Consider the following 24,271-nt stretch of genomic DNA (forward strand, 5'->3'; position numbering starts at 1 on the left):
GCGCCCCCGCTTCTGCCCAGCTATGCGTGCCGGTCAGTCTTCCGGGCTGTTGGCCAGCATCCGCGCGATAAAGTCGCGCACTTCCTCCACCGCCATGCCCAGATCGTCGATCTGTTCGGCACGGAGCGGGCGGCCACCCTTGAGATCCTTTTCAAGGCGCTGCGCCAGATCGGCAACGCTCCAGGCACCGACACCGGCGGACGCCCCTTTTATCGAATGCAGGTTGATGGCGAGATCGTCATAAGCCGTGGCGAGCTTGAGGCGTCCGAAATAGGTGGACAGCGTCGTATCGAACAGGCGCAGCACTTCCAGTTCGAGATTTTCATCCCCCAGGCACTGCTTGGCCAGATGCACCAGATCGACGGGCCGTATCGGCCGATGCTGGGATTGAGGAAGCGCTTCCTCGACAATCGCTCTTTGCGCCATTCTGGCTACTCCTGACTACACCGGCAGGCGCCATGGCCCCTGCCTTGTGCACAAGCCTAAGGCCCAGGGCGTGAACAGGGGCTTAAGCCACATCTTCGCCTTTGTTTGGCCGTCCAGTCCTTAACGTTTCCCACCCAAAAATTAACCTTTGGGTAAGAAACCGTTCGGTTTGCATAAAATTGAATGTATGAATGAGCTTTGAACCAGCGCGCGGCGGTGAGGGTTCGTGGGGACGATGCGGGGCATTTGCATCGAATTGTTCCGGTTTGGCGACCGGCCCGGAAAGGGCCATTATGCCATGACGACTCCTATTGTCCGCCGTGATGCTGTTGTGCCGACGCGAGAGTTGTAAAGAGTATGGCGAAAAATCCGACACCCCAGAACGATCCGGCCGCATTGGCCTTCTCGGCCGTCGAGGATGCCCTGAAGGACTCCGTGTTCAATCTGGATCCGCCGGCCCAGCCCGCTCAGGAAAAAAAGCCCGAAAAGAAGCCCGACCCGGCGCGCTCCGAGCGCCTGCGCGCCGCCGACCGCATTGCCCAGCAGGCCGGGACCGTGGCCAATGACGACCGCGTCTCCGCCTCCAAGCTTCTCTACAACCTGCAGAGCCGGTCCTCGGCCACCCCGACCTGGCTGGCCCTGCTGCTATCGGTGCTCTGGATCGCCGCTGTTGCGACCGTCGCCTGGCTGCGCTTCGGCACGCAGATGCTCGATTTCGGCACCTTTGCCAGCACCATAGAATTTGTCGCCACCCTGGCCATCATGGTCGTGCCTGTTCTGGGCTTTTTTGCCGTGGCGACCCTGTTCCGCCGCGCCGCCGATCTGCGAAACGCCGCCTCCTCCATTACCCAGGCGGCCATTCGCCTGGCAGAACCGGAGGTGACCGCTGCCGACAAGGTCGCCTCGGTCGGTCAGGCCGTGCGCCGCGAAGTCAACGCGCTTGGCGATGGCCTGGAGCGCGCCCTGTCGCGCGCCGGCGAGCTTGAAGTGATGATCCACAATGAGGTCACCGCGCTCGAACGCACCTATTCGGATAATGAGTCGCGCATGCGTGCGCTCATCGCCGAACTGGCCAGCCAGCGCGAAAGCGTTTTGACCAATACCGAGCGGGTCCGCGAAGCCATTACCGAGAGCCACACCGGCCTCGTCTTCGACCTCGACATGATCAGCCAGCGCATCGCCGGCACCATCGTGGACAGCGGCGGCAATCTCACCCGCGCGCTCGAGACCGCGGGCAACACGCTGACCACCGGCTTCTCCGAACGTGCCGACGGCTTTGTTGCCCTGGTCGATAACCGCACGTCCGACTTCCTCGGCGCTCTCGACGAAAGCACTGGACGCCTGTCGCTCGGCTTCGAAGACAATGCAGCTGCCATCGGCAAGTCACTTGACGAACGGGCCGCCGAGATCAATGCCGGCATTGAAAGCCGCATCAGCAAGCTCAGCCAGGCGCTGGACCAACATGCCGACAGCATTGCGCTGGCCATGGATTCGCGCACCCAGCAACTCGAGGAACGCACCCAGGCCCTGACAGGCACATTCGAGGACCGGACCCGCGCCATCGCCGGCCTGATCGAAACGGGCACCGGCAACCTCTCGACGGCTCTGGACGAGCGCACCGCTGCACTCTCCAACCTCCTGACCGATGGCGGCACGTCGCTGCTCGATCAGCTCCGCACCCGCGGCGAGGAAGTCAGCGAGGCCCTGGCTTCGATTGGTGCCCGCGTCTCCGGCGACATCAGCGGCCGCGCCACCGAGGCCGAGCTGCTCCTGGCCACTCTCACCCGCCAGCTCGATGAATCGGTGTCGATCCAGCTCAACGCGCTCGATAGCCGCCTGCAATCGGCCATCATCGAGATCAATGGCGCCTTGGACGACACCTCCGAGCGCGCGCGCGAAACCCTGTCCACGGCGGGCCAGGATTCGCTCAGCCTGTTCGACACGCGCCTGACCGAAATCACCGGCCTGCTCGACGAAAAGCTCCACGCCCTCGACAATGTCATCGGCGACAAGGGCGAGAGCCTGGTGCAGCGCCTTGACCAGCAGGGCGTCAATTTCGCCGCTCGCGCCAACGTTCTGGAAATGGCGCTCAACGAGGAATCGGGTCGTTTCAACGACATCGTCGCCGATCGCACCCGCGAAATGAGCGAAGTGATCGGCGCCAAGACCAAGGCCATCACCGAGACGTTGACCAACCGCACCCAGGAAATCTCTGACAGCCTGGACGGCCACGCCGAGATTCTCACCGAAGCGCTCGACAGCCGCACCGGCAAGCTCGACGAAATGCTCTCGACCCGCACCATCGAGGTCAGCGACGCCATCATTGCGCGCACTGGCGAGCTCGAGCAGACCCTGGTCAGCCGCAGCGCCGAGGTCAACGAGGCCATCCGCCTGCGCTCCCAGGAACTGGGCGAGACACTCTCGACCGGCACCCAGGCCTTCGACAGGGCCATTGCTGGCCGCACCCAGCGCATGGCCGACACCCTTTCGGGGCAGACCGAACGCTTCGAGACCACGCTCAACCAGACCACCCAGATCCTGAGCGAAACCATCTCCGAGCGCACCAATGCGCTCTCGCTCGAGCTGGAAACCCGCACCGGCGACTTTGCCAACCAGATCGACGAGCGCACCGGCACTCTGGTATCCCGCCTGGACGAACGCACCAGCACCCTGACCTCCGAGCTCGACCAGCGCACCAGCGCCCTTGCCACCGAGCTCGACCAGCGGACCACCACGCTCACCTCCGAACTCGATCAGCGCACGACAGCGCTCAATTCCGGCCTCGACGCCCGCACTGGTGCCTTCACCGCACAGCTCGACGAGCGTGCCGAAGGCCTCATCTCGCGCCTCGACGAGCGCACCCAAGACATGGCCGGCGCGGTCAACACCCGCACCCAGCAGCTCTCCGATGCGCTTAACGCCCGCACCCAGGCGCTGTCCGACACCCTCTCGACCCACACCGCCTCTATTGGCGAAACCATTGGCCTGCATACCTCCGAACTGGCAGAAACCCTCGACCAGCATAGCGCCAAGGCCCGCGACAGCATTGATGGTTCGCTGCGCGAAGTCACCGCGACCATGGAAACCCGGCTCGACGACATGTCGGTCCGCGTTTCGGGCAAGGTTGCCGAGGTCAATGACACCCTCGGCGCCGGGCTCGACAATGCCATTGCCCGTATTTCCGACGCCGAACAGGGCGTTGCCGCCCGCATCGAAAGCGCCAGCGAGACCGTGGGCGAAAGCGCCCGCCAGGCCGCCGAACTCATCGAATCCGGCGTCAGCTCGGCACGCAAGGCCGTTATCGAGATGGTCGACCAGCGCCTGGGCACCCTGCCCGAGGCGATCACCGCACGCGCCGATATCACGGCCGAGCGCCTGGCCGCGCTCAACGCTTCGATCAGCACCTCGATCACCCAGTCCATGGCCGATCTCGAAGCCGGCGCCGACCGCATCGAGGAAACCATCGCCACCCGCATCACCGCGGCCACCAGCACCATTTCGGCCGATGTCGAAAATACTGCCAACCGTATGGACTCTGCGGTGCGCAGCGCGCTCGAACAGATCCGCATGGCCGCCAGCAATATCGACCAGTTGGTGTCGGTAAAGGCCGTTGGCGCCGCCGACGCCATCGAAGGGCGCCTGACCACCATCAACCAGTCCGTCGAACAGCATACCAACGCCTTCGCGAACCTGGTCACCGAGAAATCCGCGCAACTGGAAACCGCCCTGGCCAGCCACGGCAATCTGCTGCGCGATGCCCTGGGCGAAAATGCCCGCGAGGCCGAAGAGATCATGTCGGTCTCCACCTCGCGCATTCTTAACGACGTCACCAGCGCACTCAACAAGCTCAACGACTCCAACCTGCTGTTGCAGCGCGTGCTGGACGCTTCCACCGCAAATCTGGCGAGCCTGGAAACCAGCGTCGCCCAGCAGACCGCGAACTATTCCAACACCATGCGCGAAGCCATGGGCCAGACCGAACAGGCCGGCACCATGGTCACCCAGCATGTCGGCGCCCTGCAGGCCACCATTGCCGGCATGGTCGAGCAGTTCTCCACCATGCTTGGCCGTCTCGACGCCGAGGCCTCCGGCCTCACCCAGGCCGCCCAGACACTCGACGCCTCCAGCTCCAATGCGCTGGAAAATCTCGAGGATCGCCGCGGCGCCATGGATGCGCTGGCGCAGAGCTTTGCCGCCCGTGCCGACGATATCGATGGCCGCATGCGCCTGTTCGCCCAGTCCATTGCCGATACGGTCAACGATACCGAACGCCGCCTGATCGGCGCCCGCCGCGCCATGGACGAAGCTCTCAACGGCACCACCCATGCGGTCACCGACGCCCTGAGCCAGACCACGGCCACCGTCACCCAGGCGCTTGAGCAGAACGCCAACAGCGTCACCGATGCGCTCTATGCCAATAATGAGCGCTTCTCGACCACGCTGCAGAGCAATGTCTCGGAGATGGACAACGCTGTTCAGCGCGCCGCCGAAGCCGCTGCCGCCGCCCTCAACCAGACCTCGCAGTCGGTGCGCCTGGCGCTCAGCGAACAGTCCAGCCAGGTCAATTCGGCCCTCCAGGAAAATGCCGGCCGCGTCAATTCCGTCCTCGAGGACAATGCGGGCCGCGTAAACTCGGCTTTGGACGAGAATGCCAGCCGCGTCAGCGACGTGCTGTCCTCCACCGCCGGCAGCGTTACCGACGTTCTCACCTCCACCACCAGCACGCTGGCCGACACCATCTCGGATTCGACCAGCTCGGTGCGCAACGCCATTGCGTCCAACACCGGCCAGCTGCGCCGCGCACTGGATGAAACCACCGGCGAAGTTACCGGCAAGCTGGGCGAGTTCCACGAAGTGGCCGACAGCGAAGGCCGCCGCGCCAACCAGGCCCTTCAGGAAGCCCAGCAGCGCATGGTCACCGAAATGCAGCGCGCCATCGAAGAAGCCACCCAGCGCTTTGCCGACACCGCCCGCGCCATGCGCGAAACGGCCCGCGAAGTGGGCACCGAGCTCGAATCCACCCGCGCCGAGCTGGCCCGTGGCGTCAACGAGCTGCCCGAGGAAACCCGTGCCAGCGCCGCCGCCATGCGCCGCGTCGTGGCCGAGCAGATCGAGGCCCTCTCCGAGCTCAACGCCATCGTGCGCAGCCAGCCGGCCAGCCACGACCTGACCGACCGTCGCGCCAGCCAGCGGCCCCCGCGTGCGCCTGAGCCCCCGGCCTATCAGCCGCCGCCGCGCCAGCCCGAGCCGCCGCGTGAGACCTATCGCGCCGAGGCCCCGCGCCAGACACTGGTCGATCCGATCCGCCCGGCCGCTATTGTCTCGCAGCCCGCCCCGGCCCCGGCCCCGGCACCCGCCGCCCCCGCACCCGCACCGCAGCAGGCGGCACCTGCCCCTACCCAGGCGCCCGCGCCTCGCCAGGCCACCGAAGCCGAAGGCGGCGGCTGGCTGCGCGACGTGCTGCGCAACGCCTCGGCCAAGCAGGCCGGCGGTTCCGCCCCGCAGGCCCTGTCCGGCCTCAGCGAGGAAATCGCCCGCGCCATCGACGATGCGGCCCTGGGCGAAGCCTGGGCCCGCTACCAGGCCGGCGAAAGCAATGTGTTCACCCGGCGCATCTATACGCTCACCGGCCAGGGCACCTATGACGAAGTCCGCAAGCGCATCCAGCGCGACGCCGACTTCGCCAGGACCGCACAGGCCTATATGAGCGAGTTCGAACAGCTCCTCAAACGCGCCGCTGCCGGCCCCAACCCCGCCGCCGAAACCCGCGAATATCTGCTCTCGGACAAGGGCAAGGTCTACACCACCCTCGCCCACGCCAGCGGCCGCCTCGGCTGAGGCTGTTGAGAGCCAGGAAATGCAAAAGGCCCCGGAGCAATCCGGGGCCTTTTGTTTGAATCAACGGTGCATGGCGCACTGTGCTGCCCTTGTTGCAGGATTGCACACCCGGTCGGTCGCAGCGATGCTGCTCCCCCCATGAGCGTTGTGACCCTGAACCTCGTCAACAAGTGTTGACAGCTTCATTGCCGTCAACTACAGTTGACACATGATCGACCTCCGCAACATCCAAACCCCCGACGACCCCGACGAAGCACTGGCTGCCGTGGTGGCACTGCGCCACTTGGCGGACCGCATGGAAGAAACGGCTGTAGGGACCGCCCTCGATGCAGGGTGGTCCTGGTCAAGGATCGCCCAGGCGCTCGGCGTCAGCAAGCAGGCCGCACACAAGCGTCTTTCGCACCTCACCCGTCAAAACCCGACCTGAAGAGGCAATACAATGTTCAACGCCATCAAGTCCAAGCTTCGCGACATGGGCACGATAAAGCAGCTTTGCGAACGCGCAGAGAAACACGCACTGCATGACCGGCAGCCGGAACCGGGCGCCGAGCATTTTCTCCTCGCGGCGCTGGAGATGGAGGACGGCACGGCGCGACGCGCCTTTCAGGCAGCCGGAATGGATCCCGATGGCCTGAAGGCCGCTATCGCCCAGCAATACGTCGCCGCATTGGAATCAATCGGGCTGGCCGTTGAGCCGACTGCCGACCACCACGACGCCGTGGCCAGGCCTCCAGCGCCGGGTGCTTACCATGCAGCACCATCCGGGCAGGACGTCATGCAGGCATTGGCAGACTCTCGCAACCAGCATGCCCCTCTTCTTGGTGCCCATGTCGTAGCCGTCGTGGCGGCCATGCCTCATGGGATTGCAGCCCGTGCGCTTCGCGGCATGGGCTCAGATCCCGTCCTGCTGCGCACGATGGCCGAGGAGGTGGCCGCAAGCTACTCGCCGGCCACGTGACCGGTGCCTGCTGTTCGACGTGGTGATCTCTGTCGCCACGGCCTTCAATGGCCCCACTCTGGCTTGCAGGACCGGACCACCGGCGGGAACGCCCCTACCGCTTCCTCGCCGCGATGCCCAACCCATTGCGCTGGCAGGCAATACAGAGCCTCGCCGATCACCGCATTCTCTGGCACGCTGGCCGCAATAACCTCCGCACCACCCCTCCCCCTATCAGGGGGTGGCTGGGTGGGGGCATCCCCTTCAAAGAGCGCCTGCCAAAGCAAAAAGTAATCCCCGCGCCCAAAACCTCCCCCATAATCCCAGTCATCACTCCCGCGCGGACGGACTGCAGCGAACTTTTGCGGGGGGAGCCGGTTGGGCTCTGGGTCGCTCCAGGGCCTGCCTGCTCGTTGGGTCACCTTGCGACGAGCGATCAATAGGGGCCACGACAGCAGGAGAAACCCGGTGTTCCGAGGCGGCGACGTCTCTATTACTTAGTTTTACCGAGACGCACGTGCCTCGGAACACGTCCACTGCACAACCGGAGGCCACTAGGGCCAGCTGGCGTACATTCACGGCCTGAGCAATGGAAACGCCGTGACAAACGCCCTACCCCACCAGCGATTTCGGTGGCCGCATCTTGAGCGACCACAGCACGCAGCCGATCGCCAGCGACGAGGTCACCGTCGAATAGAAGAAAGCATAGGCACCGAAGAACTCGACCAGCACGCCGAACACGGTTAGCGCCAGCATGGCCATGGCCATGTTGAGCATGTTGAAAAAGCCCTGCGCCTCTGCCGCATTGGCCTCATTGGTCCAGTTGGCAATGAAGTGCACCACCCCGAAATAGCCCATGCCAAAGCTGAATGCGTGCAGCGACTGGGTGAGGAACAGCACCTCCACCGGCGGATTGAACGCCATGATGGTGAAGCGGATCAGCCCGGCAACGGCCCCGGCAAGGATCATGTTACGTGCCGTCACCCGGCCACCAAAGCGCCGCCAGACAAACATCAGCACCGCTTCACCGACGGCTGCAAAGCCGAGCAATGGGCCCAGGAAGTAGCTCGGAATACCGTTTTCGTGCCAGAGCAACGCCCCGAACCCGCCAATCACGGCATTGGACGAGTTGACCAGCGCAAAGGCCAGCAGCGGCAGCACGAACCAGGGCTGCAGCGCATCCTTGAGCCGGCTGGGTGGCGCCACCGCTTCAGGCGCCGCACCGGCCAGGGTCACCTGCGGTTTCGGGGCCCGGAACCGCGGCAGCAGGAACGCCAGCCCGGCCCGTGCGACGACCATGGCCACATAGAGCGTGATGAATGCACCCGAGCCGAGGACGTTGAGAAACAGCCCGATACCGCCCGCGCCCACGACATAGCCCACCGTCGCCCAGGCCCGGATGACACCGAAATCAGTGCCGTTGCGGCGTGTCATGCGCACTGTCGCGGCATCGATCACCGGCGCGACCAGGCCATTGCTGGAGGCGCACAGTCCCCAGACCAGCAAAATGCCCCAGAACTCGGAGACGAAATACATCGGTATCGCCGTCAACGCCGAAACAATGGAAATGCCGATCAGCGCCGTCCGCCAGTCATCGGCCCGGTCGGCAACGCGGCCGACGATCATGTTGAGGCCCAGCAGAAGCAGTGTCGGCAGCGCATTGATCAGGCCGATCTGGTCGGCCGGAATGCCATGTTCGCTCAGCCAGATGCCCAGGAACACCGACGCGACGCCGCCCGGCAGATAGACGGTAAACTGATAAATGGAAGCGCGCAGCTCGGGCGAATCCCAGCGCGAAAAGGCCGATGGCATGGAAATGGACTCCCGGCGCAGAGGCGCGCCGCGTTCCCTCAACTGACTCGGAAGCGCGCGCGACGCAAGGGCATTTCCACCCAAATCGTCTGCAAAACCGGTCTCTGGAACGTTCTAGATGGCCCTTGCCAGCTTTGCGGGCGCATTGGCCGGCGTCAGCGCCGACAGGAATTGGTTGCCGCTCGCCGCCCAGGTGAACTGCTCGCCCAGCGCGCGCGCATCTGCGCGCCGCAGGGTCAGGCACCGGCGCACCGCGGCGCCCAGATCTTCCGAGAGCGTGCCCGCTCTGGGGTCAGTGACCACGTCGCGCGGCCCGGTGACCGGATAGGCAGCCACCGGCGTGCCCGAGGCCAGGGCTTCGGTCACCACATTGCCAAACGTATCCGTGCGGCTGGGAAACACGAACACATTAGCGCTGCGATAGGCGGCAGCCAGTTCCTCGCCGTGCAGATAGCCGACAAAATGCGCGTCCGGATAAAGCCGCTCCAGATGCGCCCGGTCCGGCCCATCCCCCACCACGATTTTGCTGCCCGGCACGTCGAGATCGAGAAAGGCCGTCACGTTCTTTTCCGCCGAGACACGTCCCACATACAGCAGATGTGGACCGGGCAGATCGGTAAACAGGGTCTTCTCGCCTGGATGGAAGCGCACCCCATCCACGCCCCGGCCCCACAGCGTCAAATGCGAGAAGCCGCGGCCACTCAGTTCGGTCCGCAGCGACGGCGTCGGCACCATGGTTGCCACCGCCGGATCGTGGAACCAGCGCAGATAGCCATAGCTCCACTCCTCGGGCAGCGGCAGCCGCGCCGCCGCATATTCGGGAAAGCGGGTGTGAAAGCTGGTGGTGAAGGCCTTCCCCCGCTCCAGGCAATAGCGCCGCGCCAGCAGGCCCAGCGGGCCTTCAGTGGCGATGTGGATGTGATGCGCCCGCGACCGCGCCATGGACAGGAACACCTCCCGCCGCGAGGCCAGCGACAGCCTGATTTCGGGATAAGTAGGCACCGGCACGGTCCAGAATGGCTCCGGGGTGAGGAAGCTGACCTCGTGCCCCCAGGCTCTCAATTGCCCGGCCAGGCTCTCCAGCGTGCGCACCACGCCATTGATTTGCGGGCGCCACGCATCAGTGACGATCAGGATACGGCGGCGGGAAAGCTTGGGATCGATATACATGGCGACACCACGATTGCTCGCAATGCCACCATGGTGCGCGTTCCCCGCGTCGCTTGCGTGACGGCCATGTGACGTTCACTTGACGGGTTTACTGCCCGGAACTCTGGCGCAATTTCGGCTTGCGGGTATCGCCGGTGACCATTTCGGTCCACTTGATCAGCTCGAACGCCCCATCGTCATTCTCAACGATGGCCGTGCAGCTCTCCACCCAGTCGCCGGTATTGATATATTGGATGCCCAGCCGGTCGTGGATGTCGGCAAAATGGATATGACCGCAGATCACCCCATCGACGCCGCTCTCCTTGGCTTCGTGCACCAGGGCCTCCTCGAACCGGCCGATCACCGAAACGGCGTTCTTCACCTTCTGCTTGGCCCAGGCACTGAGCGACCAATATTGCAGCCCCAGCCGCCGCCGCACCCAGTTGATGGCAATGTTGACGCGCAGCGCCGCATTATAGGCCCAGTCCCCCACATGAGCGAGCCACTTGGCATTCATCACCACCACGTCGAACTGGTCGCCATGGATCACCAAATAGGTCTTGCCCGTCGCCGAAGTGTGGATGGTGCGATCCACCAGCTCGATCTCGCCGAAATAGGTGCCGAGATATTCGCGCAGGAACTCGTCGTGATTGCCCGGCAGGTAGACGATCCGCGTACCGGCAGTCGCCTTGTCGAGCATGATCTGGATCACCTCGTTATACTGGGCCGGCCAGTGCCACTGCTTGGCCAGCCGCCAGCCATCGAGAATGTCCCCGACCAGATAAATCGTCTCGGCATCATGCGCGAGCAGGAAATCGGCCAGTTGTGCACTGCGGATCGGCTTCATGCCCAGATGCACATCCGACAGGAAAAGCGCCCGAACACGCCTGATCTCGCGCTCTTCCGACATCAGTCTCGGGCCTCCTCACTACGGGAGGGCATCTTATCGGCTGCGCCCGGCGCTGCAAACACGCCTGCCAAGAAAGCCGGGGAAAGCCTCTTCACTGCACCCGCGCCTTGAGCGCCACGATTCGGCGATAGCTGTCCTCGATCCTATCGGCAAAGGCCTGGTCGGACGCAGCCTCGCTCATCAGGATGTCGAGCACCTCCCGGGCCAGCCCCGGGCGATAATCGGCCGTGTTGGAGAACAACAGGATGTCCATGCCCGCGCGCACCGCTTTGACGACCGTGTCCTCAAGCGAAAAATGCTCGCGAATCGCGCCCATTTCCAGATCGTCGCTGATTACCACGCCGTCAAAACCAAGCTCGTCCCGCAACACGCCATCGATCCAGCGGGATGACAAAGATGACGGGGTCTCCCCGTCCCCATTGGCATAATCGGCGTGGTAGAGATGCCCCACCATGACCATGTCGGCCATGTCTTCGGCGATCAATACCCGATAGGGTTCCAACTCATCTGGCGACCAACTCCGCGTGATATCCACGAAACCTTCATGACTGTCGGCGGTGGAAGAGCCATGCCCCGGAAAGTGCTTGAGCGCCGTCACGAGACCCGCGGCGCGATGCGCGCGCACAAAGGCCGCGTCATAGTCGATCACCACCATGGGGTCAGCCGAAAAGGCTCGCCCGAAACGCGCGATGATCTGGTTTTCCGGATTTGTGTTAAGGTCCGCCACCGGACCGAAATTGACCGAGAAACCTTGCTCAGCAATGCTTTCGGCCATGCGAGCGTAGATCGCCTCCGCCTGCTCCGGCGTGTTGTTGGCGGCAACCGTTTCGGCATTGGGAATTTCGGTGAACCCCACATCGCGGGTCAACCGCTCCACCGCCCCGCCTTCCTGATCAAGCGTGATGAAGGGTGGCAAGTCCGGGGACGCAGCACGGAAAATGCCATTCATCTCCCGCACGGTCTGCAGGCTCGACACATTTTTCTTGAGATACATCACCCCGCCCAAGCGTCCGGCCTCAAGGTCGCTGACGACGGCTTTGACGCCGGCATCGGCAGGTGCGTCGCCCTCAAAACCGACAAGAATCATCTGCCCTGCCATTTCTTCCAGCGTCGCGGCCGCCGCCGGCTGCGCCAAGAATGGCAGGACAATAAGGGCGCAAAGCAATCGAAGCACGGACATCACCGGCTGAGGAATCGGATCTGCAGAGTGCCCAGCAAATGGCGGCAAGACAATGGTCTCCCCTGAACAGGGGATGGCCGCAAGGGGCCGGGCAATGCCAAACCCTCACAAAGGTGGACGCAGGGTCGGATTTCTCAACCTTCTTCGGCTCCCCACCGAACTGGTCGGGTGGCAGGCACCGCGCCTCGCCGCCCGATCTTTTTCAGAAAACAGCCTCTCCGGCCGATTTTTTCAGAAAACTCCTGTGATTCTGAAAAAAATCGTTCCAACTGATCCATTTGCGTTATGCGCAATCGGAGTTTGCATCCATACTGAGCTCAAGGTGGTCGCAGGACCGGCGGTTATTCAACCTTCCAGCCGGCCCCCGCCGAACTGGAAGGGCGGTGGAACGTGGTGCCACCGCCCGATTTTTTTTGCCCTACGCCGGCTTGTTCTGGCGATTGGCAATCAGATCATCCACAACGGATGGATCTGCCAAGGTTGAGGTGTCCCCAAGCGAACCAAACTCGTTCTCCGCGACCTTGCGCAGGATACGCCGCATGATTTTGCCCGAACGCGTCTTGGGCAGACCAGGCGCCCACTGGATGAAATCGGGCGAAGCGATCGGTCCGATTTCCTTGCGCACCCAGTTGCGCAGCTCAAGACGCAGCTCGTCGCTGCTCTGTTCGCCGGCCATCAGCGTGACATAGCAATAGATGCCCTGCCCCTTGATGTCATGCGGGAAGCCAACCACGGCTGCCTCGGAAACCTTTGGGTGCGCAACCAGAGCGCTCTCCACCTCGGCCGTACCCAGGCGGTGGCCGGAAACATTGAGCACGTCGTCAACACGCCCGGTAATCCAGTAATAGCCATCTTCGTCGCGGCGACAGCCGTCACCGGTGAAGTAGTTGCCCTTATAGGTCTCGAAATATGTCGAGACGAACCGGCCATGGTCACCCCAGATGGTGCGGGCCTGACTGGGCCAGCTATCTTTGATGACCAGCACGCCTTCCGCCTTGGTCTGTTCCTGCACCTTGCCTTCCGGCGACAGCACCTCGGGCTGAATTCCAAAGAACGGTTTGGTTGCCGAACCGGGCTTGGTTGGGATGGCTCCTGGGAATGGAGCGATCATATGACCGCCGGTTTCCGTCTGCCACCAAGCATCGACAATCTCACACCGTCCCTTGCCCACCTTGTTGTAGTACCACATCCAGGCTTCGGGATTGATCGGCTCGCCTACCGTTCCGAGCAGGCGCAGCGAGGGCATCTCGTGCTTCTCGACAATCTCGGACCCCGCACCCATCAGGGCGCGGATGGCGGTCGGAGCGGTGTGGAAGATATTGACCTTGTGGCGCTCCACTACTTGCCAGAAGCGGCTGGCATCGGGCCAGGACGGAATGCCCTCGAACATTACAGTCGTCGCGCCATTGGCCAGCGGGCCATAGACGATATAGCTGTGCCCTGTCACCCAACCGACATCGGCCGTACACCAGAACACATCGCCCTTGTTGTAGTCGAAACTCAACTCATGGGTCATTGAGGTGTAGAGCAGATAGCCGCCCTGGGTGTGCAGCACGCCCTTGGGCTTGCCGGTCGAACCGGAGGTGTAAAGAATGAATAGCGGATCTTCCGCGTTCATCGGTTCGGGATCATTGAACGGCTCGACGCCGGCCGCGGCTTCATGCCACCAGACGTCGCGCGAGCCCTTCATGGCGACATCGGCACCGGTATTGTGCACCACCAGCACCTTGGAGACGCCCGGACAGTCTTCCAGCGCTTTGTCGACATTGGCCTTGAGCGGCACGGTCTTGCCACCGCGACGGCCTTCGTCGGCGGTGATGACCACTGCCGAGTCACAATCATTGATCCGTCCGGCCAGAGCGTCGGGCGAGAAACCACCAAACACCACCGAGTGAACCGCCCCGATGCGCGCGCAAGCGAGCATCGCATAGGCGGCCTGAGGGATCATCGGCAGGTAGATGGTGACGCGGTCGCCCTTCTTGACGCCGAGCGATTTCAGCACATTGGCGCAGCGGCACACTTTTTCATGCAGGGTGCGATAGGAGATATGTTCGGCCTGGTCCTCCGGATTGTCCGGCTCCCAGATAATGGCAATGTCATCGCCGCGCTCAGCCAGGTGCCGATCGATGCAATTGGCAGCTACGTTGAGCACGCCGTCCTCGAACCACTTGATCGACACGTCGGGATATTCGAACGTTGTGTTCTTGATCTTGGTGGGGAAAGTTACCCAGTCGAGGCGCTTCGCCTGTTCCGCCCAGAACCCATCCGGGTCCTGAATCGAACGCTGATACAGCGCATTGTACTGCTCGGCTGTGGTATGGGTGCGCGCGATCGCAGCCGCGCTTGGCTGGAATAGGAGCTGGTCGCTCATCGTCATCCTCCCTTATCTCTCCCGGCATCCGTAATAATGTTCCACCCCCATGGCGGCAAGGCCTAGTACCTGCGATTTAATGGGTTTTTCCGGCAAGGGTGTTTGCTCGATAGGCACGGCACCTGCCGTTAACCGGAACTGGATACACTTTCCGCTCCTCTAGCGCGGAGCAGCATCATGGCAGAAATGACCATCCGGGCCGCCACCCATGCGGATCTGGACCTTGTGTATCGCGAGCTGAGCGACGTCATCCTGACCTCGCCGCATTACAATGACCGCTTCAAGCAACATGAGGCGGGCAGGCTGGACCGGACCTTTCTCAAGGGGCTCATGGCCATCGACCCATGGCACATCATGCTGATGTGCGCCGACGGTGTGCCGGGGGGCGCCATGGTGTCCGGGCCAGAATGCGGTTCGATCTTTCGCTACTGGAGCTGGGTATTCCCCAGCCATCGCCAGACCAAGCTGGGCATGTTCGGCATGCGTGAATTCGATGCCCATTGGGACAATACCCGGTTTCATAAGGCCTACACCTATGTCCGCCCGGAAAACGAAATCGCCCGCATGCTGCTCAAGCGCTATGGCTACAGGGAAACCGCCCTGCTCGAGCAACACATCTTCGGCCAGGACTACCTGTTGATCGAGAAGTTCTATACGCGACCCGATGTCCCCTATGACAGCGGCTATGTGGGACGCCTGGGGCGCCTCAAGAACCGACTCAAGGGGCTGGTCGGGGCTTAGCGCCTATTCCGCAGCCACCACGCGCCGGGCCTTGAACCACTGCAGGATCGACACGTCGATCTGGGCGGTTCTGAGCGCGATCAGCCAAAGGGCTACCGACCAGACCGAAATTGCGATGATCGCCGCCAGTGCTGCGCCGACCAGGTGAAATGCGGGCACCAGAACCAGATTGCCCACGAACAGGGTGCCCATGCCGAGCAATACGGCAGGCAGGCTGGCCCAGGGCCGGTCATGGATGGACAGCACCATTGATGCGGGCCCCATGACCGAGCGCACTACCAGTCCCAGGCACAATATGGCCAGCGGCAGCGCCCCGGCTGTAAATGCGGGGCCGAACAGCAGCAAAGCGAACGGCGCTCCGACGATCACGAGGCCAAACAGCACCAGCGACACCGCGCTCGCCGCCAAATTGGCCTCACCCACCTTACGATGAAAAGCCGCGCGATCCGCATTGGCCTCGCTTTCGAACATCTCCGGCAGGATCACGGCATAGACCGCGGCTACACCGAATGACACCAGAGAAAATATCCGCGTGCAGACGCCGAAAATGGCAAGTTCCTCGCGGTCCAGCAGATTGGCCAGCAGCAACAGGTCGATATCGAAGAAGAAGTCAGTCGCCAGTGTGATGAGCACCCAGGGCGCGGCGAACCGCCACCAGCGGGGAGCGTCGGCGTCGCGCCTCTCAGCAGTCTCGCCGATGCGCGGCAGCGTGACGATTACAATTCCCATATGCACCAGCGCAATCAGCACATAGCCCAAGGCGGTGACCCAGAGCATGGTGCTGAAGGCTTCGACGGGCGCACTCAGCATCGCTGCACAGGCAAGTACTGTTCCCAGCACCATCATGGGCCGGAAAATCCCGTCAGCGAAGAAACCTGCAAAAGGTCGCTTCAGCCCGACCAGTACGGCACCGTTGACATAGACCAGCGCTGTCGCAAGAGCGAGCAAGGCAACTGGCGTGTAATGCATGGCAACAACATGTTGTCCCAGCCCGAGCCAACCCAGCACAAGCGGCCCCGCCAGCACAAGCGCCAGAAAGGTCAGGCCGACATGACCATAGGCGCGGACAACAAACGCAATGAGCTGGCGCCGATCGCTTCGGGCACGATACTCAGCAGCAAAATAAGTTCCGATGGTCTGAAAACCCAGGGGCATGGTTACGGCGATCAGGTTTACCGCAGCGATCACCACCAGATAGTCGCCCAGAATGGCAGCGCCCCAGACCTGCGCAATGAACGCCTGTACCAGAAATATCAGGCCGGCGCCGAACAGCCGTCCGCCGAAAATGATTGTCGATTGCGATGCCAGCCGGCGTGCGAGGCTCATCGGAACTCTTCGGGCAATGGCAAGGGCGTCTGGTCGGGTCGGGCTCGCGAAGGTCGCACCGCCTCAATGTGGCGGCGCAGCTCGTTATAGGCCTCCCGCGCGGCAAAGGCTCCGGCGCCCAGCGCATAGGCCAAAGGCCGCGACGCAAAATTGGCCACCGGCGGCACAGGCCGGATCAGGCCCGCATCACCCACCATGCCCTTTTTGAACTGGTGCAGCCCATGAAAGCCATCTGTGCCGCCCAGATCGTACCAGCTTGCACGGCTGTGGTCGCGTAGCCAGCGGATGATATGCCAATGCAGGAAATAGCCGGCGCGCAGCGGCAGGGCCCTGTCATTTGTGGCCCCGTAGAGATAGACGGCCCGATCCCCCGCTTTGAAGATCAGCGCGCCCGCAACCAGATCGCCGCTCTGCCGCACGAAAAACAATTCGGGCCGCAAAGGCTGATCGAGCGCCATCAGCGCGTCCAGCGTGTCGAAGGCCGAATAGTCAGGAAATTGCTTGCGATCGCTCATCGCCGCGTAGAGCGTTTTGAACGCATCGATGTTCTGGGCGCCGGCAGGCTCGAAGAGCAGGTCCGATTTCTCGGACTTGTTGAGCTGGCGGCGCCAGGTCTGCCCGAAGCTCTTGCGTTGCGCCTCGTCCGAGAGGCGCAGGTTGACCAGATAGCGGTCTGGAAATCGCAGGGTGGCCCCACGCTTGAAGCCGCGTGCGCGCAGCTCGCAATACTCGCCGTGATTCTCCTGGGTGCTGGCATGGGGCAGAATGGAGAGCATCATGCCGCGCTGGTCGGCATATTCAGCCACCAGCGCCTCGATCATGCCCTGATAAAGCAATGCACCATCCTGAGCCTTGGTGTCCGCGAGGATCGGGCCCCATTTGATGATGGCAATCTGGCTCAGGCCGAGCGGCAGGCGCTGCACCATGACCAGCGAACCGCCTATGACGCGCCCATTGCGCTCGAACAGGCGGGGTTCAACCGTCACGCCGGGCCAGCGGATCGTGGCGAATGCATAAAGCTGCTCCTGGCAGACACCATCGAAGCCGCCGACGACAGCGTCCCATTCCTGCCCATCAACTGGACGCACAAGCACAGCCGGCGCCGCCATGCGGGTCGGCGAGGACACAAGGGCTTCGGCGTCACTTTGGGCTGCTCGTGCAGATAAGGACATGGCTCTGCTTCCAACTGATGCGCGTTCAGCCGAACGCTAGACCCAGCAGGTGTGCAAATCCCTATCCCGTCGCAACAAATGTCCCAAACTTCTGGCCTTGGTTACCAAAGCCTACCGCTCTGGGAGGAGAGGACGAAGCGGCGTTCACTGGCCGCACCTTAAATGACGTCAGTTGTGCGGCGGCATGGCCAAATGTTCACCATTGAACTCCACGGGCAGCGGACCACCAGTGCTCACGCCGTCAGGCCGGTGCCAACATGCCACCGGCGCATCTTGACCAAAATGTCATCAAGGGCTTTGGTGGGTGCACAAGGGCTCGAACCTTGGACCCGCTGATTAAGAGTCAGCTGCTCTACCATCTGAGCTATGCACCCGGGCTTTTTGAAGCGCCTCGGCACCAAAGTGGCGCCTATCTACCAAAGTGATTCAGAGCTGTCTAGCGCTCAAAATCAGATTGTGTGCAAAACTGTCATACAGGATAGCTGGGGGCGGCAACCCGGCCGCTTGGGCCGGGCTGTTCGGGATCATTGCTGCAGATGCCGGTAATCGTTCAGCTCGACCACGTTACTGACCGGTTCGCGGGACTCCGCCCGCACCTCATCCATGAGTCCGATCGTCCTTTCGATGATGTGTCGAAGCTGCCGAGACCGCTGATCGGCTCCTTGGAGGATGGTGGCGGCCCGCTGCAGGTGGTCACGCGCAAGCACGTAGGTTGGAGGCAATCGCTCACTCCTTCTGGCTGGAATTTAACTGAAGAATCGCCGTTTCCGGCTCCTCCAAAAGGTGGACCTGCATAGTTCCCGACTTATTGCCCACCTGAATCGCATTCGATTCAAATGCCACCAATTGGGCCTGCGCCGTGTCAGCCAAGCGCAGCCGGGACTTTGCAGACCGTGAAGATTTTCTGCGCCTGTGCAAAACAGCGGGACCTGATCGAAGCTGCACTCCGACCGTCTAGTTCTTGCCCTCTTCACGACATGGAATCATCAAATTCTCGACCGCTTCATCGAGAGGCCACAATGCACGCTGGAAAGCTCGGACGGCGCCGCTAGTATGGGTTCGGAATCGTCGCCAAGGATCCCATCTTGCCCCTGCCCCCATTCACGCCCGTCGTCGAGGCACTGCCGGAAACCGTCCCCTTCGTCGGCCCCGAAGCGATTGAACGTCAGACCGGCATAGCCACAAGGGCCCGCATTGGTGCCAATGAGTCGGGCTTCGGACCCAGCCCGCGCGTGATTGCCACCCTTCGCAATGCCGCGCCCGACGTCTGGACCTACCCCGATTCGGAGAACCATGCGCTGCGGACTGCGCTGGCCAAACATATAGGGGTCGCCAACGATGAACTGGCCGTCAGCGAAGGCATTGATGGACTGATGGGCTTGGTGGTCCGTCTCTTCATTGCGCCGGGTGATATCGTCGTCACCTCGCTGGGCGCTTACCCCACATTCAACTATCACGTGGCCGGATTCGGCGGCGACTTGCGACTTGTTCCTTACCGGCAATTTCATGAAGATCCCGAGGCCCTGGCCGCTATGGCCCGCCAGACCGATGCGCGCGTGGTCTATCTGGCCAATCCCGACAACCCAATGGGGTCATTCTGGCCCGCCAGCGATATCGAGCGGTTCATCAACGCCGTGCCCGAGACCTGCCTCATCGTCCTGGACGAGGCCTATCTCGAGACGGCGCCGGACCAGGGCCCGCCGCTGGACACCGACCGGCCCAATCTGCTGCGCCTGCGGACTTTCTCGAAGGCCTATGGCCTGGCCGGATTGCGCTGTGGTTATGCCATAGGCAATCGCCGGCTTGCCGGTGCCTTCAATCGCATTCGCAATCATTTTGGCGTCAACAAGCTGGCCCAGGTTGCAGCCCTCGCGGCGCTGGATGACCAGGCCTATCTGCATCACGCAGTCACCGCGATCGCTGCTGCACGCGACCGCATCGCACAGATCGCCCACGACAACGGATTGGTCGCCCTGCCCTCGGCGACAAATTTTGTCGCCATCGACTGCGGCAGCGATGGGCCCTTCGCCGCGCGGGTTCTTGAGGCCTTGGGGAAACAGGGTGTTTTCGTACGAAAGCCGGCCGCACCGGGGCTGGACCAGCACATCCGCGTCAGTGCGGCGCCGGACCGCGAGCTGGACATTCTCTCAGAAGCCCTGCCCCTGGCCCTCAGGCAGGCTCATTCGGCCGCGTAGAGCCCGATGGTGGCCCAGAGTGGGCGATGATTGGAGCCATGACTCTCCCCCGACTCCAGTGTCAGGATACGGGCATTGTCCCGAGTAAACATGTTGTCGATCGGCACACCGAACGGCCCCAGACGGACCGGCCAGGTTGCAGGCGTGGACGGACCTGGCACCAATCGGCCTTCCTGCATCAACATGCCCACCGACTGCGTCCAGATGGCCGAATTGAAGTCGCCCGATAGCACCAGCGGCCCCTCGATATTGGCGAGCAGGCGCCGTAGGATCGCCATTTCTTGCCAGACCACGTGATCGTCATAAGGTTTGGTCAAATGGGTGCCGACAATGGTCACCGGCAACCCGTTAACCCGGACCCGCGCAGTGACCAACCTCTCCCGGTTGAACGGGCGGAATAGTTGGACGCCGCCTTCTTCTATGGGCAGTTGCGAATAAAGCGAAATATCGCAGCTTTCTGTCCTCTCGCAGCCCAGCCGATAAGGATAGATTTCAGCCAACCGATTGAGATGAGGCTCAATACCAGGTGTTTCCATCACCAGGACGACTTCGGGAGGATCAGCCAGCACGGCGTCAACCAGTTCGCTCGCCCGCGGATTGCCCGACAAGACGTTGAAGCTGAGGAACCGGAAGTGGGTCACCGGTGCCTCGTCCGGCATGGTGCGATTGGTATAGAGCTCCCCTACCAGCCAATAGCCGTGCAGCCCCGCCGCCAATAGCGGCACCAGCGCCAACGCCCCGCGCCAGCGTCCTCCGAGCGCAATCAGGGCCAGCGCCAGAACAATTCCGGCCGCCACGATGTGAAACCGCAAGCTCTGCAACAGAATGAGGCCGGGTAGGTACCGGCCCGAGACAACCACGGCCAGTGCTACAATCAGCGCGCCAAGGAGCACGAGGAGGCCGCCCCTGAATTCTGCTTTGCCCCACATCTATCGTTCACTCCCAGACAGCCCGACCATGGCTAGACCATCTTGGGCGCCGGTGCGCAAGCATTGCGCGAGCAAGTGATTAAGCAATGGGGCGCAGCCTGTCGACCGCGCCCCATGAATTTCCGCGATGTCCTCGCGCTCAGCCCGCCAGTGCGCCCTGCGCAGAAGCCCCGCGCTCAATCATCACGCGATTGAGCGCATTGAGATAGGCGCGGGCCGAGGCCACCAGCGTATCGGGCTCCGCAGCGTTGCCCGAGGCGATACGGCCGTTCATCTCAAGGCGCACATGGGCCGAGGCCTGCGCGTCAGTGCCGCCCGTCACGCCATCAACGGCATAGAGCACCAGGTGCGGGTTCTGCCCTGAGACCGCCTTGATGGCATTGAAGATCGCGTCCACCGAACCGGTGCCTTCGAGCGAAACACTGTTCTTTTCGCCATCGATGGTGACGGTCAGATCACAGCGATGCGTGCCGCCGGTTTTGCTGACGACTTCCATGTCGACCAGCCGGATGCGGTCGCCCACCGAGCCGACTTCGTCGTCGACCAGAGCGACGATATCGGCGTCATAGACATGCTTCTTGCGGTCCGCCAGATCCTTGAAGCGCTGGAACGCCTCCTGGAAGGCATTGTCGCCCAGCTCGTAACCCAGCTCCTTGAGCTTGTCCTTGAACGCGGCGCGGCCCGAATGCTTGCCCATGACCAGGGTGGTTTCCTTGATGCCGACGCTGGCCGGGGTCATGATTTCATAGGTTTCGGCATTTTTGAGCATGCCGTCCTGGTGGATGCCGCTTTCGTGGGCGAAGGCGTTCTTGCCCACAATTGCCTTGTTATACTGCACCGGGAAGTTCGACGCCGCCGAAACGATGCGGCTGGCGCGGCTGAGCTGCGTGCTGTCGATCTCGGTGTAGTAGGGCATGGCGTCGCCACGCGTGCGCAGCGCCATCACCACTTCTTCCAGTGCCGCATTGCCGGCCCGTTCGCCCAGCCCATTGATGGTGCACTCGACCTGGCGCGCGCCACCGGCCACACCGGCCAGTGAATTGGCGACTGCCATACCCAGATCATCATGACAATGCACCGAAAAGATCGCCTTGTCGGCGCCGGGCACCGTCTCGATGATCTCCTTGAACATGGCGAAATGCTCTTCGGGCACCGCATAGCCCACGGTGTCGGGCAGGTTGATCGTGGTCGCTCCGGCCTTGATCGCCGTCTCGACACAGCGCTTGAGGAATTCCATCGGGGTGCGCGTGGCGTCCATTGCCGACCATTCGACATCATCGATCAGGTTGCGGGCCTGCGTCACCGTGCGGGCGATGATCTCGATCACCTCGTCCTCAGTCTTCTTCATCTGGTGCGCCAGATGGATCGGCGAGGTGGACACGAAGGTGTGGATGCGCCCCTTCTGGGCATGGCGCACAGCCTCGCCGGCCCGATCGATATCGGCGCTGATGGCGCGGGCGAGACCGGCAACGGTCGCATTCTTGACCTGCTTGGCCACCGCCACGACAGCCTCGAAATCGCCATTCGAAGCAATGGGGAACCCGGCCTCGATGATGTCGACGCCCATTTCATCAAGCGACTCGGCGACCTGGAGTTTTTCCTCAAGGGTCATGGTGGCGCCGGGCGATTGCTCGCCATCGCGCAGCGTGGTGTCGAAGATGAAGACGCGTTCTTTATTGCTGTCGACGGACATTGACTTCTCTTGGTTCCCTATCGGCCCCGAGGCAAACACTCGCAGGACCGCACATGTGTTGATGTTCGGTTTTTGCGCAATCCCCTGACGACCCGCTCGCTATGGCGAGCTGCCGGTTATCAGGGGCTGATAAGAAGGAGAAGCAACGCAGGGAGCAGCAGCAGGCCTGCGGCCAGCAGCAAACGGGCCTGAAGGGCCTGGGTTTGTGCGATGGCAATGGCTTTGGCGCGGCGGCGCTGCATGAGTACGCTCTGGTACGGCTATCAATTGTCGGCCACAATGCGCCAAGCCGTTTCTCGGCGCAAGGGTAGCAGGCTGAATTATGTTACTTTTTTATCGTCACTCGAATGCAAACACCGCAGACAGCAGCACACCGAGAAACGCCAGGCCGGTGATCTTGTGCGCAATGTCAGCCAGCTTCGCCGCCTCCGCATCGCCCCTCTGCGACTTCTTGAACTGAATGCCGCCATAGATGATGGCCGCCAGCATCACGACCACCAGCGCCATCTTGATCCAGAACCAAAACGAAGCGCTGCCCAGCCCGCCATACTTCATGAACATGATCAACGGCCCGGTTATCAGCAGGGCGGCCATGGCCACCTTGCCCACCTGCGAGAGCGTATTCATCACGCCAAAATAGCCACTGCGCTGTTCCGCCGTCGCCGTCGCCATGCGAGCGCCAATAACCGGCCCAACCACCGAATTCGAGCCGCCGGCGATAAACGCCACAACGTGCACCCAGATAAGAAGATTGATCACGACGTCCACGGCTACCCTCCCAATGTCCCCATTCACTAGAGTACCACAGCAGCGCCCCGGAGAAAGAGCAGGTTTAGATCTGGCTGAAGCAGCTTTTTCGGCAGCGGAAGGATCGGACCGGCCTTATCGCCTCGAAAAACCAATTGCGTTCAGTCGAAATTCATTGCATAGATTATTCATTCAATTAAAAAGGAGGACACGTCTCGCCGCGAAATTATCGGATGGACAAGCGCAGCGGCGCCACCGCAGAAACGCGCGGGCGGATTGTCGCGGCCACGCTGGACCTGCATGCCAGGAAAGGCATCTTCGCCACCAGTTGGCAGGACATTGCCCGTGCCGCAGACGTCTCGGTTGGTACGGTTTACAAGCACTTTCCCTCGCTGGAGCAACTGGTGCCGGCCTGTGGCGAGTTGCTCATGCAAAAGGCCGCTCCCCCGTCGGCGGATGACATCACGGGGATCATCGGCAAGGCCACCGCACCGCGCGAACGTCTCTTGCGTGTCTGCCGAGCACTGTTTGAGTTCTACCACCGCAACGAGATCTATCTGGAGTCGGACCCTCGGGAGCGAGAATTGGCGGCAGTTCGCGAATGGGAGGAGCATTTGCGCACCACCGTTACGCATTTTGTGAAGGAGGCCGTCTTGCCGCAGCAACTCTCCGAGCCAGTCATGCAATGCGCTGCGGCCCGACTGGACTTCATGAGTTTTCGCGCCATGCGTCTGCGTGGCATTTCACTTGAACTGGCTGGCGAGATGACAGCTGACATGCTCACCGCTTGGCTCAATTTGTGACCGATCAACCCTGGCCCGCGGGCCAGCTATGCGAGGATGACG

Annotated in this window: 18 protein-coding genes and 1 tRNA gene; 6 read left to right on the forward strand and 13 right to left on the reverse strand. The window is 62.4% G+C overall.

The features are described 5' to 3' along the window. Positions 1-33: 33 nt before the first annotated feature. Positions 34-426: an Hpt domain-containing protein gene (locus GO014_RS06365; protein ID WP_157289531.1), complete on the reverse strand. Its 393-nt coding sequence runs from the start codon at positions 424-426 to the stop codon at positions 34-36. Between the two features lie 357 nt (positions 427-783). On the opposite strand from GO014_RS06365, the gene GO014_RS06370 reads away from it, so the two are divergent. From GO014_RS06370 to GO014_RS06380, 3 genes are all read left to right on the forward strand, one after another. Next, positions 784-6,264, forward strand: a complete 5,481-nt coding sequence (locus GO014_RS06370) for an apolipoprotein A-IV repeat region-like domain-containing protein (RefSeq protein WP_157289532.1) — start codon at positions 784-786, stop codon at positions 6,262-6,264. Between the two features lie 208 nt (positions 6,265-6,472). Then, on the forward strand, positions 6,473-6,691 hold the full coding sequence (locus GO014_RS06375) for a helix-turn-helix domain-containing protein (RefSeq protein ID WP_157289533.1): 219 nt from the start codon (positions 6,473-6,475) through the stop codon (positions 6,689-6,691). Between the two features lie 12 nt (positions 6,692-6,703). Continuing rightward, positions 6,704-7,222 (forward strand): Clp protease N-terminal domain-containing protein, encoded by a 519-nt coding sequence (locus GO014_RS06380; RefSeq protein WP_157289534.1) that lies wholly within the window; start codon positions 6,704-6,706, stop codon positions 7,220-7,222. A 591-nt stretch (positions 7,223-7,813) separates the two neighbouring features. Here the strand turns inward: GO014_RS06380 and GO014_RS06385 are convergent. The 5 genes from GO014_RS06385 to acs form a co-directional block, all read right to left on the reverse strand. Continuing rightward, the gene (locus tag GO014_RS06385) at positions 7,814-9,013 is read right to left on the reverse strand and encodes an MFS transporter (protein WP_157289535.1); all 1,200 of its coding nucleotides are present in this window, start codon (positions 9,011-9,013) and stop codon (positions 7,814-7,816) included. Positions 9,014-9,127: 114 nt separating this feature from the next. Further along, positions 9,128-10,183, reverse strand: coding sequence for a glycosyltransferase family 4 protein (locus GO014_RS06390; protein WP_157289536.1), 1,056 nt, complete (start codon positions 10,181-10,183; stop codon positions 9,128-9,130). Between the two features lie 88 nt (positions 10,184-10,271). Continuing rightward, complete coding sequence (locus GO014_RS06395) at positions 10,272-11,072, reverse strand: UDP-2,3-diacylglucosamine diphosphatase (RefSeq protein WP_157289537.1); 801 nt, start codon at positions 11,070-11,072, stop codon at positions 10,272-10,274. 91 nt (positions 11,073-11,163) lie between these two features. Beyond that, entirely contained in the window at positions 11,164-12,246 is a 1,083-nt protein-coding gene (locus tag GO014_RS06400; protein ID WP_157289538.1) for a glycoside hydrolase family 3 N-terminal domain-containing protein, read from the reverse strand. A 424-nt stretch (positions 12,247-12,670) separates the two neighbouring features. After that, positions 12,671-14,623: an acetate--CoA ligase gene (gene acs / locus GO014_RS06405; RefSeq protein WP_157289539.1), complete on the reverse strand. Its 1,953-nt coding sequence runs from the start codon at positions 14,621-14,623 to the stop codon at positions 12,671-12,673. Between the two features lie 177 nt (positions 14,624-14,800). Here acs and GO014_RS06410 point away from each other — a divergent pair, with 177 nt between their 5' ends. Continuing rightward, positions 14,801-15,364: a hypothetical protein gene (locus GO014_RS06410; RefSeq protein ID WP_104893904.1), complete on the forward strand. Its 564-nt coding sequence runs from the start codon at positions 14,801-14,803 to the stop codon at positions 15,362-15,364. Positions 15,365-15,367: 3 nt separating this feature from the next. Here GO014_RS06410 and GO014_RS06415 read toward each other — a convergent pair whose 3' ends face one another. From GO014_RS06415 to GO014_RS06425, 3 genes are all read right to left on the reverse strand, one after another. Next, positions 15,368-16,690, reverse strand: coding sequence for a lipopolysaccharide biosynthesis protein (locus GO014_RS06415; protein ID WP_157289540.1), 1,323 nt, complete (start codon positions 16,688-16,690; stop codon positions 15,368-15,370). Continuing rightward, positions 16,687-17,862, reverse strand: a complete 1,176-nt coding sequence (locus GO014_RS06420; RefSeq protein WP_157289541.1) for a lipid II:glycine glycyltransferase FemX — start codon at positions 17,860-17,862, stop codon at positions 16,687-16,689. Before GO014_RS06420 ends, GO014_RS06415 begins: the two co-directional genes overlap by 4 nt. A 298-nt stretch (positions 17,863-18,160) precedes the next feature. Continuing rightward, a tRNA-Lys gene (locus GO014_RS06425) sits at positions 18,161-18,236 on the reverse strand. A gap of 711 nt (positions 18,237-18,947) precedes the next feature. Here GO014_RS06425 and GO014_RS06430 point away from each other — a divergent pair. After that, the gene (locus GO014_RS06430) at positions 18,948-20,057 is read left to right on the forward strand and encodes a pyridoxal phosphate-dependent aminotransferase (RefSeq protein ID WP_157289542.1); all 1,110 of its coding nucleotides are present in this window, start codon (positions 18,948-18,950) and stop codon (positions 20,055-20,057) included. Here GO014_RS06430 and GO014_RS06435 read toward each other — a convergent pair. The 4 genes from GO014_RS06435 to GO014_RS06445 all read right to left on the reverse strand — a co-directional run bounded on the left by GO014_RS06435 (position 20,042) and on the right by GO014_RS06445 (position 23,447). Then, a complete protein-coding gene (locus tag GO014_RS06435; protein WP_157289543.1) occupies positions 20,042-20,986 on the reverse strand; it encodes an endonuclease/exonuclease/phosphatase family protein in 945 nt (314 codons plus the stop codon). The two genes, GO014_RS06430 and GO014_RS06435, sit on opposite strands and share 16 nt — an antisense overlap. Before the next feature lie 139 nt (positions 20,987-21,125). Beyond that, entirely contained in the window at positions 21,126-22,679 is a 1,554-nt protein-coding gene (locus GO014_RS06440) for a 2-isopropylmalate synthase (RefSeq protein WP_104893898.1), read from the reverse strand. 119 nt (positions 22,680-22,798) lie between these two features. Next, on the reverse strand, positions 22,799-22,921 hold the full coding sequence (locus GO014_RS19360; protein ID WP_281351139.1) for a hypothetical protein: 123 nt from the start codon (positions 22,919-22,921) through the stop codon (positions 22,799-22,801). A 97-nt stretch (positions 22,922-23,018) separates the two neighbouring features. Next, complete coding sequence (locus GO014_RS06445; RefSeq protein WP_157289544.1) at positions 23,019-23,447, reverse strand: hypothetical protein; 429 nt, start codon at positions 23,445-23,447, stop codon at positions 23,019-23,021. 212 nt (positions 23,448-23,659) lie between these two features. On the opposite strand from GO014_RS06445, the gene GO014_RS06450 reads away from it, so the two are divergent. Continuing rightward, positions 23,660-24,229 carry a TetR/AcrR family transcriptional regulator gene (locus GO014_RS06450; RefSeq protein WP_157289545.1) on the forward strand — a complete coding sequence of 190 codons (570 nt, stop codon included), beginning with the start codon at positions 23,660-23,662 and terminating at the stop codon, positions 24,227-24,229. Positions 24,230-24,271: the final 42 nt, after the last annotated feature.

Source organism: Devosia marina (assembly GCF_009758415.1).
GTDB lineage: Bacteria > Pseudomonadota > Alphaproteobacteria > Rhizobiales > Devosiaceae > Devosia > Devosia marina.